This is a genomic window from Bacteroidales bacterium (assembly GCA_023228145.1).
Taxonomy (GTDB): Bacteria; Bacteroidota; Bacteroidia; order Bacteroidales; family CAIWKO01; genus CAIWKO01.
In genome coordinates this window covers 88,551-102,290 of the sequence record JALOBU010000011.1, presented here as the reverse complement: position 1 = coordinate 102,290, position 13,740 = coordinate 88,551, and the positions used below count along the sequence as shown (strand labels likewise).

Annotated in this window: 14 protein-coding genes; 9 read left to right on the top strand and 5 right to left on the bottom strand. The window is 35.9% G+C overall.

Translation table 11 applies throughout. From position 1 onward, the window contains the following. The first annotated feature begins 3 nt into the window (after positions 1 to 3). The 7 genes from M0R16_07335 (at position 4) to M0R16_07305 (ending at position 6,767) form a co-directional block, all read left to right on the top strand. Positions 4 to 693 (top strand): TrkA family potassium uptake protein, encoded by a 690-nt coding sequence (locus M0R16_07335; protein ID MCK9612700.1) that lies wholly within the window; start codon positions 4 to 6, stop codon positions 691 to 693. A gap of 47 nt (positions 694 to 740) precedes the next feature. Next, positions 741 to 1,328 (top strand): sulfur carrier protein ThiS adenylyltransferase ThiF, encoded by a 588-nt coding sequence (gene thiF / locus M0R16_07330; protein MCK9612699.1) that lies wholly within the window; start codon positions 741 to 743, stop codon positions 1,326 to 1,328. Positions 1,329 to 1,332: 4 nt separating this feature from the next. Beyond that, positions 1,333 to 1,536 (top strand): sulfur carrier protein ThiS, encoded by a 204-nt coding sequence (thiS, locus tag M0R16_07325; protein MCK9612698.1) that lies wholly within the window; start codon positions 1,333 to 1,335, stop codon positions 1,534 to 1,536. 52 nt (positions 1,537 to 1,588) lie between these two features. Then, positions 1,589 to 3,094, top strand: a complete 1,506-nt coding sequence (locus M0R16_07320) for an oligosaccharide flippase family protein (GenBank protein ID MCK9612697.1) — start codon at positions 1,589 to 1,591, stop codon at positions 3,092 to 3,094. Positions 3,095 to 3,171: 77 nt separating this feature from the next. Beyond that, positions 3,172 to 4,215, top strand: coding sequence for a Wzz/FepE/Etk N-terminal domain-containing protein (locus M0R16_07315; protein MCK9612696.1), 1,044 nt, complete (start codon positions 3,172 to 3,174; stop codon positions 4,213 to 4,215). A 125-nt stretch (positions 4,216 to 4,340) separates the two neighbouring features. After that, entirely contained in the window at positions 4,341 to 5,300 is a 960-nt protein-coding gene (locus tag M0R16_07310; protein MCK9612695.1) for a hypothetical protein, read from the top strand. Positions 5,301 to 5,309: 9 nt separating this feature from the next. Next, entirely contained in the window at positions 5,310 to 6,767 is a 1,458-nt protein-coding gene (locus M0R16_07305) for an O-antigen ligase family protein (GenBank protein MCK9612694.1), read from the top strand. On the opposite strand, the gene M0R16_07300 is transcribed toward M0R16_07305, so the two are convergent. Beyond that, on the bottom strand, positions 6,749 to 7,594 hold the full coding sequence (locus M0R16_07300) for a 4-hydroxy-3-methylbut-2-enyl diphosphate reductase (GenBank protein ID MCK9612693.1): 846 nt from the start codon (positions 7,592 to 7,594) through the stop codon (positions 6,749 to 6,751). The two genes, M0R16_07305 and M0R16_07300, sit on opposite strands and share 19 nt — an antisense overlap. Positions 7,595 to 7,723: 129 nt before the next feature. Between M0R16_07300 and M0R16_07295 the strand changes: the two genes are divergently transcribed. Both M0R16_07295 and M0R16_07290 read left to right on the top strand, forming a co-directional pair. Further along, a complete protein-coding gene (locus M0R16_07295) occupies positions 7,724 to 8,641 on the top strand; it encodes a J domain-containing protein (GenBank protein MCK9612692.1) in 918 nt (305 codons plus the stop codon). A gap of 127 nt (positions 8,642 to 8,768) precedes the next feature. Then, positions 8,769 to 9,794 (top strand): T9SS type A sorting domain-containing protein, encoded by a 1,026-nt coding sequence (locus M0R16_07290; protein MCK9612691.1) that lies wholly within the window; start codon positions 8,769 to 8,771, stop codon positions 9,792 to 9,794. A gap of 1 nt (position 9,795) precedes the next feature. Here M0R16_07290 and M0R16_07285 read toward each other — a convergent pair whose 3' ends face one another. From M0R16_07285 to M0R16_07270, 4 genes are read right to left on the bottom strand one after another with little or no spacing between them, the layout of a single operon-like run. Further along, positions 9,796 to 10,512, bottom strand: a complete 717-nt coding sequence (locus M0R16_07285; protein ID MCK9612690.1) for a hypothetical protein — start codon at positions 10,510 to 10,512, stop codon at positions 9,796 to 9,798. A gap of 9 nt (positions 10,513 to 10,521) precedes the next feature. Next, positions 10,522 to 11,364, bottom strand: a complete 843-nt coding sequence (gene pyrF / locus M0R16_07280; protein ID MCK9612689.1) for an orotidine-5'-phosphate decarboxylase — start codon at positions 11,362 to 11,364, stop codon at positions 10,522 to 10,524. A gap of 11 nt (positions 11,365 to 11,375) precedes the next feature. Then, positions 11,376 to 12,452: a peptide chain release factor 1 gene (gene prfA, locus M0R16_07275; protein MCK9612688.1), complete on the bottom strand. Its 1,077-nt coding sequence runs from the start codon at positions 12,450 to 12,452 to the stop codon at positions 11,376 to 11,378. Between the two features lie 43 nt (positions 12,453 to 12,495). Beyond that, positions 12,496 to 13,665, bottom strand: coding sequence for a phosphoribosylformylglycinamidine cyclo-ligase (locus M0R16_07270; protein ID MCK9612687.1), 1,170 nt, complete (start codon positions 13,663 to 13,665; stop codon positions 12,496 to 12,498). Positions 13,666 to 13,740: the final 75 nt, after the last annotated feature.

Here is a 13,740-nt window from a genome sequence, read left to right as displayed (position 1 = left end):
TTTATGAAAGCAATTGTTATTGGGCTTGGAAATTTTGGCAATACATTAGCCATTCGGCTTACACAAATGGGGCATGAAGTCATTGGCGTTGATAAAGATATGAACAAGGTTCAGCTTATTAAAGATGATATTACACATTCTATATGTATGGATAGCACCGACAGCCATGCAGTCGCCGCCTTGCCTCTCAGAGATGCGGATGTGGTTGTGGTAGCTATAGGCGAAGATGTGGGGGCCTCCATAATGACAACAGCTCTCATGAAACAAATGAAAGTAAAACAAATAATTAGCCGTGCTATTTCTCCTTTGCATGAAACCGTGCTGGAAGCTATGGAAATAAATGAAATTATGCACCCGGAACAGGAAACGGCCGTCAGGCTGGCAAAAAAAATTAACCTGAAAGGGTTTATCAATGCATACGAAGTAACCAGCGACCACAATGTTGTTGAAATTGAAGCCCCGGCAAGTTATTTTGGAAAAAAACTCAGCGAACTGAACCTGACACAAAGGTTTAATGTATTGGTGCTGACAACCATTAAAATAAAAAACCACTTAAGCCTTCTTGGAATAAAAGGCAAAAAAAGAGTTGTACAAGAAGTGGCTTCGAAAGATACAATTATTGAACAGGATGATATTCTCCTTGTTTACGGAGCTGTAAACGACATAAAAAGAATGATTGCCGCTGAAGAATAAGATAGATATCCTTCCGCTATATTTTAGTATTTTTGCATCCGGCATTTATGAATTTCGAGCAGATTATATCGGTATTAAGCAAAAAATCCGTTGGAATAGCGGGCTGTGGAGGACTGGGCTCGAACTGTGCCGTTGCCCTTGCCCGGGTTGGTATAGGAAAACTGGTAATTTGTGATTTTGATATTGTTGTTGAAAGCAACCTGAACAGGCAATATTTCTTCTATTCTCAAATTGACATGAAAAAGTCATTTGCTTTAAAAGAAAATATTAAAAACATTAACCCTTTTATTGTTGTTGAAGCTCATGATATCAAACTCGAACATAATAATATTCCTTCATTTTTCCAACACTGCGATGTGATAGTGGAGGCTTTTGACCGTGCTGATATGAAACAAATGATTATTGAAACTGTTCTTGACGAAATGCCGGAAACTCCTTTGGTCTGCGGTATTGGCCTGGCCGGATGGGGAAACAGCAATGCGATAAAAATGAAACAAACAGGCAATCTGTATGTTTGCGGAGACGGTGACAGTGAAGTTACAGAAGACAGTCCACCTCTGGCTCCAAGGGTTGGTATCGTTGCCAACATGCAGGCCAATACAGTTATTGAAATACTTCTTAACGAATCAAAATGAATATATGGATATAATATTAAACAATAATAAAGAGCATTTTGAAGTAGAAAATTTGTCTGTTGATGAGCTGTTGAAAGTTAAAAAGTTTACTTTTAAAATGCTGATTGTAAAAATTAACGGAAAAGTCGTAAAACAACCCGAGTATTATAATACATATATAAAAGATGGTGACAATGTTACTGTGCTTCATTTAATAAGTGGAGGATAAAACAAGAAAACCCCTTTTAATTTTAATTTGATATTTACCTATTAACCTGTTCATGTCAGCGAATCGCAAATTCATCACCAACCTCATTATTCTGCTTTTTCTGAATTTGCTGATAAAGCCTTTCTGGATATTAGGTATTGACCGTAGTGTCCAAAATACCGTTGGCGCAGAAAATTACGGATTTTATTTCGCAATTTTTAACTTTACTTTCCTGTTTAACATTTTACTCGATATGGGCATTACCAATTTCAACAACAGGAATATTGCCCAGAACAATCATTTGCTAAATAAACATTTCTCCAGTATTGTTATCTTAAAATTTCTGCTCGCCGTAGTTTACTTTGTAATAACCATGTCGGCAGGCCTAATAATTGGATACAGCCAAAACCAAATGCTATTATTGGGCATATTATGTTTCAATCAATTTCTTATTTCATTTATTCTTTACCTGCGCTCCAATATTTCCGGCCTTCACTTTTTTAAAACCGACAGTGTAATCTCCGTACTGGACCGCATCCTGATGATTGGCATTTGCGGAGTATTGCTTTGGGGAAATGTCACAAAACAAGCTTTTAAAATAGAATGGTTTGTTTTTGCTCAAACAGGCTCTTATATTATTACTGCTATAATTGCTATGTTCATTGTTATTCGAAAAGCACATTTTAAAAAATTAAAATGGAACCGCCCTTTCTTCATTTTAATTATTAAACGAAGTTTTCCGTTTGCGATACTCGTTTTGCTTATGGCTTTCTATAACCGTATTGACTCTGTTATGATCGAACGCTTATTGCCTGACAAGGTTGGTGAACAGCAGGCTGGATTGTATGCGTCGGCATACCGGCTTCTTGATGCAGCGAATATGATTGCATACCTTTTTTCTGTAATACTGTTGCCTATGTTTGCCCGCATGCTGAAGTTTAAAGATGACATCGAAAAACTTGCACGGCTTTCGTTCACTCTCTTGTTTGTTCTCTCCATAACTGTAGCGCTAGGTTCTTTTTTCCATCGCCATGAACTGATGGAAATGCTTTATCCTGTGCATTCTTCTGAGACAACAGAGGCTTATTTGCTTCGCATGGAAGAAACATCCTGGGTATTCGGAATATTGATGAGTGGTTTTATTCCAATTTCAACCACATATGTTTTTGGAACTTTGCTAACAGCTAATGGCAACCTTAAATATTTAAATATTGTTGCAGGCAGCGGAATGGCATTAAATCTGATTTTAAATTTCATTTTAATTCCTCACTTACAGGCTACAGGCTCAGCATATGCAAGCATTACGACACAGTTTATCACTGCCGCAATACAGGTATTTCTTGTTGTGAAAATTTTCCGCTTTAAGCTTAATTTTGCATATCTTTCCAGGCTTGGTATTTTCTTTGTAATGATTCTCGTTTTTAATATAATGTCGCACATTATCTCCGAAAAAGGATATACTGACTGGAAAATATCATTTATTACAATGCTGATACTTTCTTTTATCACAGCGGCCTCAACAAAACTGCTAAATATAAAATCTTTTGTTTCATTAATAAAAAAACAAGAAAAAATATAATTTTTTAAAATTTTTTACTTTCAAAAAATAAACTAAATTTGTTGCCATTTTCATATTGAAAATCTGTTTTTTATATAATGACTGAGCAAGAAAATAAACAGGTTAGTTTTAATACCACAAATTTCTTTTTCTTTCTGTATAAGTGGCATAAGCACCTTATTATTATAGGACTTACTGCAGCAATAGTTTCAGCCGCATTGTCATTTCTGATTACTCCAAAGTATAAATCTACGGTAATATTATTCCCCACCTCAACCAACGCAATATCCAAAGCACTGCTAGCTGACAATTTCGGCGGCTCTCTTGACATTCTTGAATTCGGAGAAGAAGCCCAAACAGAACAACTTTTACAAATTTTAAGCTCAAACGAGATTCGCGCACGGGTCATTAAGAAGTTCAACCTGATGAATCATTATGAAATTGACCCTGATTCTAAATATAAGATGACCAGGCTTTACGAAGAATATAACAGCAGTATCACAAGTAAGCGAACCGAATACATGGCTGTCGAAATCACCGTCATGGACAAGAACCCTCAAATGGCAGCAGACATTGCCAACTATATATCCGAACAGCTTGATTCCGTAAAAAATCAAATGCAAAAAGAACGCGCTTTTAAAGCCTTCCAGATTGTTGAAGCCGAATACAAAAAATTACAAAGTGATATACTAAAACTTGAAGATTCACTTACTGTTTTAAGGAAGCTGGGAATTAATGATTATGAAACTCAAGCTGAAGCATACAACACTCAACTAGCCATTGCACTTTCAAAAAATAACAAAGAAGCTGTAAGGGCTATTGAGGAAAGAATTAAAATCCTTGGAGAATATGGAAGCGCTTATGTTTCCATTCGCGATGAACTTGAACTCGAAAAAAAGCAACTTAGCGCTATCAAAGCAAAATATGAAGAAGCTAAGGTGGATGCCAACTCCGACCTGCCTGCAAAATTTGTAGTGGACAGGGCTTTCAAGGCTGAGAAAAAATCCACGCCAGTTAGATGGCTTATTGTTGCTGTTTCTACTTTATCGGCTTTATTTTTATCAATACTTACGTTGATAATTATTGAAAATTTTTCAAAAAAAAAATTTTCTGCGTTCAAACAGGCGAATACCCAAAAATAAACATAACACTTGACATCAACGATGAAAAAATAAGTACCCCGAAATTTGATAAAAACGATGTTAGCAAGAAAATATTTAACCCAAAAAGCCGTAATTATCCCTTTATTGATTATCTTGACGAAAACATGACTAACTTTTTTAAAAGTTCATATATAATCAAACTTGTATTAAACTGGAAATGGCATCTTCTGGTTATTTTTATTTTAGCTGTTGCCTTATCATCAATTTTCTCTGGACCTACATTTATTAAACCAAAATATAAGTCTTATGCTGTGATTTATCCTTCTAATATAGCCCCCTATTCTACAGAAACAACCACTGAGCAAATGTTACAACTGCTGAAATCTGAGGACATTTTATTTGATGTGGTTAAAAAATTCAAACTATATGAAGAATATAAAATTGACACTTCAGGAAAATACTATCGCGCCAAAATAATTAAAAAACTAGAAGACAATATCACTATTAAAAGAACCGAATACGAATCTGTATTGATTGAAGTATATGATAACAGCCCCATACAGGCATGCGAGATGGTGAATGAAATTTTAAGACTCATGAATCAGAAAGCCCAATACCTGCAGAGGAATAAAACGGCTGAAATTGTTAAGATATATCTCGACCAGCTTGAATTTAAACGCAAACAGATTGACAGCATTGAAACACGGCTAAATTACCTTCGAACAAATTATAACATTTTAGATTACAATATTCAGGTAGAAGAATACAGTAAGGGGTATGTTAAAAAAATTAACCTCCAGCGCGGAGGAATAAACGACGACATTTCCACAACGCTAAACAATCTTAAACAATTCGGTGGAGAATACCGCCTTCTTGACGCCAGTTTGTGGGGCCTGCAAGAAGCATATATTGAATTAAAAAGAGAATATGATAAATCTCTCAGTGACTTGAACAAAGAACTTACTTACGCAAATATTGTAACCAAACCCATTGTACCGGACAAAAAAGCATATCCTGTTCGCTGGCTTATAGTTTGCATTACAACCATTTCTTCCATATTGCTCTCATTGATACTTTTTTCTACTATAGACAGCCTGAAAAAATCTGAAACAACACCCCAATAATTCCCTGCTTTGACCGACAAAAAAAAACTAATATGGGTATATGCTATTAGTGCTGTTTTTATTGCGCTTAACGTTTTTTTAATCGCCAAAGAATTTTACTGGTTTTTATTACTTCCGGTTGCTATTATCGTATTACTCCTTTTTTTCTTTTCACTCGATAAGGTATTGTATTTCATTGCCTTTTGCACGCCCCTGGCTGTTAGCATAGAAGATTTCGACAGCAGAATAGCCTTATCCTTACCGACCGAACCCTTATTGTTTGGCGTATTTCTGATGTTTATTTTAAAATTACTGTTTGAAAGAAAATATGACTTTAAAATTATTAAACACCCTGTCAGTATTGCCATTCTTATTAACCTGCTGTGGATACTTATAACATCAATTACCAGCGAAATACCTCTTGTATCCTTTAAATATCTTTTATCACGCTTATGGTTCCTTGTGCCTTTTTATTTTATTGCAATAATTTTGTTTAAAAAAATAAACAACATTAAGCTTATAAGTTGGGCTTACACCATTCCTTTGGTTATTGTAATTATTTATTCAAGTTACCAGTTGTACTTATGGTCATTTGATGAAAAAGCTGCCCATTGGGTCATGGACCCTTTTTACAATGACCATACAGCATACGGTGCTGCAATTTCATTGTTTGTGCCTGTAATTTTCGGATTTCTTTTTGACAAACAATATAATCGTACAACAAAACTTTTTGCAATTATCACATTGTTATTTCTTTTACTAGGTCTTTATCTATCATTCAGCCGTGCAGCATGGATAAGCCTTTTAGGAGCTCTCGTTGTTGCAATATTTATGTTTCTAAAAATCAAATTCCGCTGGGTATTTCTTTCCATAGCAATTCTTTTAAGCATATTTTTTTACTACCAGGACAACATACTTTGGAAACTGGAAAAAAACAAACAGGATGCTTCTGCTGATTTTGTCGAGCAGGTACAATCCATTTCAAATATATCTTCTGACGCATCGAATTTAGAACGTATCAACCGCTGGCAATCTGCATTTCGTATGTTTAACGAACGTCCATTTCTGGGATGGGGGCCAGGTACTTATCAGTTTGTGTATGCTCCTTATCAAAAAACCAGGGAGAAAACTATTATCAGTACCAATGCAGGCGACAAGGGGAATGCACACAGCGAATACATTGGGCCATTGTCGGAATCGGGTGTATTTGGGATGCTAAGTGTTTTTGGAATTATTACTGCAATTTGTTATACAGCAATTAATTTGTACAGGCGGACAAAATCACCCAGGGTTAAATTATTATGTATGATTTATTTCCTTGGATTGGTAACTTATTTTATTCACGGCACATTGAACAATTTTTTAGATACAGACAAATTATCAGTTCCATTTTGGTTTTTTACTGCCGCCATTGTAGCCCTTGATATTTATCATAAAAATGAGATAGCAGAACAGTCTGGTGAACCGATTCAAACTGAAAGTAAATAATCCCTTACTTTTTCTATTAACCAGAGAGGAGTTGATGTAGCACCGGATACTCCTATTCTTTCCGCAGAACGAAACCATGTTAAATCTATTTCTTCTATAGTGCTTATAAAATAACTTTTAGCATTTTCTTCTTTACACATTTCAAAAAGCCTTTTGCCATTAGATGAATTCTTTCCTGCTACAAAAATTATACAATCAAAACGGCGGCAAAACTCACGCAATTCACTTTCACGATTTGAAACCTGGCGGCAAATAGAATCAACAACATGAACTCTAATGCCAACAGCTTCTAACTTGTCAATAATTTCATAAAACTTCTTTAAACTCCCTGTAGTCTGGCTATACAAAGTAATTTCATTGGGGATATTGCTAAGGTCAAGCTCTTTAAAATCTTTAAAAATCACCGCATTGTTGAAAATTTTACCATTTAATCCTATTATTTCAGGATGATTAGGTAACCCAAAAATATAAATCTTTTCCTTATTAATCCATGATTGATAAATTCTTTCCTGGAGCTTAAGAATAATTGGGCAGGAAGCATCTATTATCCTTATATTGTTTTTCAAAGCGATCGTATAACTTTCAGGAGGCTCCCCGTGAGCCCGAAACAAGACAGTTTTGTCCTGCATTGTTCTATATTCTTCATAAGATATGATTTTCATGCCCTTTTGTTGCAAACGCATGATTTCCTTCTCGTTGTGCACCAATTCTCCAAGGCAATAAAGCTCTTCTCCTCTTGATAATACTTCTTCAGCCTTTCGTATAGCATTCTTCACACCGAAACAAAATCCGGAATTAGGCTCTGTTTCAACTCTAAGATTTAGCATAACAATTCTTAAGTTCTTTGCGTAAAAATAGAAAAAAAAACCAATATGACAGATTCAATGCATTTGTGTCATAATTATGAACTTGGTATAAAAATTGAGTATAAGCACCCGCTGAATACCTGATTTATTATGGAATACAAAGATTATTACAAAATATTGGGAGTAAACAAAAAAGCAACACAGGATGAAATAAAAAAAGCTTACCACAAACTAGCTATAAAATATCATCCTGATAAAAACAAAGGCAATAAACAGGCTGAGGAGAAATTTAAAGAAATAGCTGAAGCAAATGATGTTCTAAGCGACCCTGAAAAACGCAGAAAATATGACGAATTAGGAAGTAATTGGAGCCAATATCAAAATTACTATCCCGGAAATTCGCAAGGTTATTCACGAAATTATTACCGCAACAGCAAACATGGGTTTCCCGACAACTTTAGTGATATATTCGGCAGGCATGGCGGTTTCTCGGATTTTTTCAGGATATTTTTCGGAGGAGACAATGATTCCTTTAAAACTCCCCCACAAAAAGGCACCAACCTCCAGGCAAGATTGTACCTCACTTTAGAAGAAGCTAATAAAGGGTGTAGAAAAATCATTGACCTTGGCAATGAAAAAATTCGTTTGACAATTAAGCCGGGTATTCATGATGAACAAAAACTGAAAATTTCAGGAAAAGGAAAAGGGGAAAAAGGAAACGCTGTGCCCGGAGATTTGTATATCATAATTAATTTAAAACCTCATCCGGTATTCACCCGAAAAGGAAATGATTTATATTGCAAACAACCTATTGAAATTACCACAGCTGTACTTGGCGGAAAAATACAGGTACCTTCACTCTCAGGGCATATTAACATCACCATACCCCCCGAAACCGATAATGGTAAAACTTTTCGCTTGAAAGGAGCCGGCATGCCTGATTATGAAAAACCTTCAGTAAAAGGTGACCTTTTTGTTAGTGTTTTTATTTCCGTACCTAAAAATATTAGCCATGAAGAAAGAGGGCTGTATGAAAAATTATCACAAATAAAAAAGGCAATAAGATAATTAGTTTTTCGTTTTCCAACTTATTATATGGCATTATTAACCGCTTTAATGAAGCCCTATAGATGCGAAACTTAAGTTTGTAAGATAAAACTACTCATAGACCATAATAATTAGTATTTTTGTAATCATGAAAATTAACATCCAAATTATCAGACTTGTACTCACTGCCTTAATAATACACTTTTGTTTTTATGGCTTCTCTCAAAGAAAATCATCAGAGCCAGTTATAATATCAAATAATCAGGATATTAATTCTGTTAAAACGCCCAACGATACTTTACTTCCGGGAAACTTACCAAATGTTATCAGTCCGGAATATGTTCTTATCCCTTCAGATAATGGAGGATATATTCTCGGGACAAACGGCTGGAATGATAAATGTAAATGTCAGCAATTTAAAGTAACTTATAAATATCATATTGAAGGAGCAATTTTTTGGTTTGGATATAAAAGAGCTGACTCTGCTGGTTTGGTAAAATTTACCATATGGGATATGGACGGAACAGATGGAACTACCCATGATACAACCGGACAATCATGCCCGGGAACACCATTTGTTTCGCTATCGGATACAACGATCAATATCGATACGTCCTCAAATCTTCAACAAGCATATGTGATCATGTTTCCATTCCCCGTCCTTGTTATAAATGATTATTGTATTGGAATAGATTTAAGCAGTATTAAAGAAGATTCAATAGCCCTTGTTAGTACAAATATCGGACAGGGTGGGAATCTGGAACTGGTATGGGAAAAATGGAGTTCTAACAATAAATGGTACACATTACAGGGCGCTCAGTGGGATAGCGGGACAATAGATGTTGATGCCATGATTTTACCAATCATTGATAACACGGCAGGTTGCATTGAAAGCGGGGAATTTATTTCTGGAATGAAACTGACTCAATCATTTCCTAACCCCGTGGAGGATTTTTTAACGATTCAATATGAATTGGAAGCAAATCAGGATTATTCATCTCTTGAAATTATCAATCTGGATGGAAAGAGGGTTTATTTCAATGACCATATAAACCAATTAAAAGGAATTCATCAAATTGTTGTGGATGTATCGCACTTTAACAACGGAACTTATATCTATATCCTTTCCACTTCTGAGGCCCGTATGGCAAAAAAATTGCTTATCAGCAGATAACTTAATTTGATTTATTGAAATCTTTTTCGGAATTTAGCATACCCTTAATATAATCTTCTTCAAGAATCAATCTGCCATCTTCGCTATAATACTGCCATTTGCCATCCTGCACATAATCGCCTGAAGATTTATTCTGAATTTTAAAACCTTGTTCTTCAATATTGCCATTGACGTAATATGATTTATAAGAATATATCCGGTTACGAGCATCAATTATTTCAAATAAAATCTGAGGGTTGCCGTCTGGAAAATAAAAACGTGTGTATAAATGATAATTGGCATTTTTATTAAATTTTTCAGAGTATTCAAGGGTTCCGTCCACATAAAAGTCTTCCCATTTAAGTGTTTTACCATTCACATATTCCCCTTTGGATTTCACATGCCCATTGGAATAAAAAACTGTAATAAGCCCTCTGGATTCTGACTTTGCCTGGAAAGCCCTCTCAATATTACCATTTTCAAAGTAATTGTTGAATACGGAAGCAATTTGGCCCCGGTCGTAATATCCTTTATGTTTTATTTTCCCTGAATTGTAATAGTCTGTTACCGGCCCGGTGCATTTCATCCCATAACAATATCTTACAGAATCGCCACCGAGTATGGGGCATAATTTATTATATTTTTCAAACCCCCTAATAACACTATCGGGATTTTGCACTTCCTGAGCCTTTATAAGTAAACCATGTATAATAAGCAATACGGTGAACAGGTACCTCATAAAATCAGATTATAAATACTTTATCAGATAGGCTTCCATCTCATCTTTAAGTTTCTTAGCTTCCGATGCTGCTTTTTCGCCAAAATCTCTTTCCGATGAAGCATACAAAATACTTCTGGAAGCATTTACCAGCAATCCACAATCTTTATTCAAACCGTGTTCAGCAACTTGTTGAAGGCTTCCCCCCTGTGCTCCAACACCCGGAACCAGAAGAAAATGCTCCGGCACTATCTTACGGATTTCCGATAACATAGCCGCTTGTGTTGCACCAACAACATACATCATATTTTCAGGAGTACCCCATTCTTTTGATATTTCAAGTACTTTCTGATACAAGTATTTGCTGTTTTCATCATTACATTTTAAGAATTGAAAATTTTCAGCGCCCTTATTTGACGTCAGTGCCAGCAAAATAACCCATTTATTATTGAATTCCAGAAAAGGTTTCACCGAATCCTCTCCCATATATGGAGCTACGGTTACTGCATCAAAATCAAAACCCGAAGATTCTTCATCAAAATATGTTCTGGCATATTGTGACGAAGTATTACCAATATCGCCACGTTTGGCATCAGCTATCACAAAAACTTCTTTTTTGAATGGCTTAAGAAAATCGATGGTTTTTTGAAGGCTTTTCCATCCTTTTATTCCCTGCGATTCATAAAAAGCAATGTTGGGCTTGTATGCAACGGCATACTCAATGGTAGCACTTATTATTGCTTTATTGAACTCAAAAACAGGGTCATCTGTGCTTAGTAAAAATTTAGGGATTTTATTAATCTCGGTGTCAAGGCCTACACAAAGAAATGATTTTTTTCTTTTAATGTTTGCAATTAATTCTTGTCTATTCATAAGTAATATTTTTATTCTTCACCTGCAGCTTTCAAGCGTTCCGCATTTTCTGCAAGTTGTAAAGCGTCAATTAATTCCTGAACGCCATTGCCATCAATAATTGATTGCAGGTTATAAAGTGTAAGGTGAATTCTATGGTCTGTCACCCTGCTTTGAGGATAATTGTATGTTCTTATCTTAGCAGAACGGTCACCTGTGGAAACCATGGTTTTACGCTTGGATGAAACCTCATCAAGATACTTCTGGTATTCGGCTTCATATATCCTGCTTCGCAATACTGACAAAGCTTTTTCATAGTTCTTTATCTGCGATTTCTGATCCTGGCAGGTAACTATAATTCCGGTAGGAACGTGTGTAAGCCTAACGGCAGAATAAGTTGTATTAACCGACTGCCCGCCAGGCCCCGAAGAACAAAATGTATCTTTTCTAATGTCCGACTCCTTTATTTCCACATCAAACTCATCCGCTTCGGGCAAAACTACTACAGAAGATGCGGAAGTATGAACCCTGCCCTGAGCTTCTGTTTTTGGCACCCTTTGCACGCGGTGTACACCGGATTCGTATTTCATCTGTCCGTAAACATTTTCCCCCTTAATATTAATAATGATTTCTTTATACCCGCCAACAGTTCCTTCCGTAAAATCTACCAGTTCAGATTTCCATCCTTTTATTTCAGCAAAACGTGTGTACATTCGATATAAGTCCCCGGCAAAAATGCTTGCTTCATCACCTCCTGTCCCTGCACGTATTTCAACAATGGCATTTTTCCCATCCTGAGGGTCTGCTGGTATCAACATTAGCCGAATTTCCTCCTCAAGTTGTTCTTTTTCTTTTGTAAGAGACTCTACTTCTTCTTTGGCAAAAGAACGCATTTCGTCATCTTTTTCGTTATAAAGAACATCTTTTGCAGAAGCAATGTGATTTATCAATGTTTCATATTTCTTATAAGCTTCAACAACAGGCAACAATTCTTTATAGTCCTTGTTGAGTTTAATAAATCGTTTCACATCATTAATGGCTTCCGGCAAATTCATTTGGTGGCCAATTTCCTGCCAGCGTTCATGTATAGCTTTCAATTTATCAAGCATACCTCAAGTTTTTGGGGTGCAAAGTTAATATAAATAATTGCAGCTAGTAATGGAAAGTGCCGAATTCAGAATCAATGGTTAAAGATGTGGCTTTTGATGATTCACAATACCCTATTATTTGAGCATCAATTTTGAAATATTGAGCCATGCGTATAATCTCTCCGGCAGTAAATTCATCAGTATATATTTCCATTCGGTGCCCCATATTGAATACTTTATACATCTCTTTCCAATCGTATCCTGCCTGTGCCTGAATAAGTCGAAAAAGCGGCGGTGCCGGAAACAGGTTGCTTTTAACAATGTGCAAACCTGAAACAAAATTCAACACTTTAGTTTGTGCACCACCTGTACAATGAATAATCCCGTGAATTTTACTTCGGAATTCATCAAAAATTTTTACCATCAATGGTGCATAAGTACGTGTTGGAGACAAAAGCGCTTTTCCTATATTTATAGGTATTTCGGGCAATGTATCGCCAAGCAGAAACCTTCCGCTATAGACTAAATCGGGTAAAATATTTTGGTCAAAACTTTCCGGATATTTTTCAGCATACACTTTATGCAACATCTCATGCCTGGCAGAAGTCAGGCCATTGCTGCCAATACCGCTGTTGTATTCCTTTTCGTAGGCAGATTTCCCGAATGATGCCAGGCCAACAATAACATCTCCTGCAGCAATTTTCTCATTGGTAATAACTTCGCTGCGTTTCATCCTGCATGTTACCACTGAATCAACAACAATGGTACGCACTAAATCACCGACATCAGCGGTTTCACCTCCTGTTGAATATATGGAAAAACCCATGCTCCTCAAAAGCTCTAAAAATTCCTCTGTTCCCTCAATAATAGCTGAAAGCACATTGCCTGGAATTAAAAACTTATTTCTTCCAATAAGCGAAGAAAGCATAATACTTTTTGTTGCTCCCACACAGAGCAAATCGTCTGTATTCATAACAATAGCGTCCTGTGCAATTCCCTTCCATACCGATAAATCTCCTGTTTCCTTCCAATAAATGTACGCCAGTGATGATTTTGTTCCAGCGCCGTCAGCATGCATCAGGGAACAAAAATTTTTATCAGATTCTATAGTATCCGGAATGATTTTACAAAAGGCCAACGGAAAAATTCCTTTGTCAAGTTTTTTTATTGAATTGTGAACATCTTCTTTTGATGCCGAAACTCCCCTTTGATTGTATTTATCTTTTTCCTGCATATGATTAAAAAAGGCATCCCGGCATAAAAATGCCGGGATGCCATATGTTTAAATGTGAAAAATTTTAAATAGTTT

Coding starts and splice junctions, on each gene's coding strand:
- M0R16_07335 (MCK9612700.1), top strand. CDS start 4: ATGAAAGCAATTGTTATTGGGCTTGGAAATTTTGGCAATACATTAGCC.
- thiF (MCK9612699.1), top strand. CDS start 741: ATGAATTTCGAGCAGATTATATCGGTATTAAGCAAAAAATCCGTTGGA.
- thiS (MCK9612698.1), top strand. CDS start 1,333: ATGGATATAATATTAAACAATAATAAAGAGCATTTTGAAGTAGAAAAT.
- M0R16_07320 (MCK9612697.1), top strand. CDS start 1,589: ATGTCAGCGAATCGCAAATTCATCACCAACCTCATTATTCTGCTTTTT.
- M0R16_07315 (MCK9612696.1), top strand. CDS start 3,172: ATGACTGAGCAAGAAAATAAACAGGTTAGTTTTAATACCACAAATTTC.
- M0R16_07310 (MCK9612695.1), top strand. CDS start 4,341: ATGACTAACTTTTTTAAAAGTTCATATATAATCAAACTTGTATTAAAC.
- M0R16_07300 (MCK9612693.1), bottom strand. CDS start 7,594: ATGCTAAATCTTAGAGTTGAAACAGAGCCTAATTCCGGATTTTGTTTC.
- M0R16_07295 (MCK9612692.1), top strand. CDS start 7,724: ATGGAATACAAAGATTATTACAAAATATTGGGAGTAAACAAAAAAGCA.
- M0R16_07290 (MCK9612691.1), top strand. CDS start 8,769: ATGAAAATTAACATCCAAATTATCAGACTTGTACTCACTGCCTTAATA.
- M0R16_07285 (MCK9612690.1), bottom strand. CDS start 10,512: ATGAGGTACCTGTTCACCGTATTGCTTATTATACATGGTTTACTTATA.
- pyrF (MCK9612689.1), bottom strand. CDS start 11,364: ATGAATAGACAAGAATTAATTGCAAACATTAAAAGAAAAAAATCATTT.
- prfA (MCK9612688.1), bottom strand. CDS start 12,452: ATGCTTGATAAATTGAAAGCTATACATGAACGCTGGCAGGAAATTGGC.
- M0R16_07270 (MCK9612687.1), bottom strand. CDS start 13,665: ATGCAGGAAAAAGATAAATACAATCAAAGGGGAGTTTCGGCATCAAAA.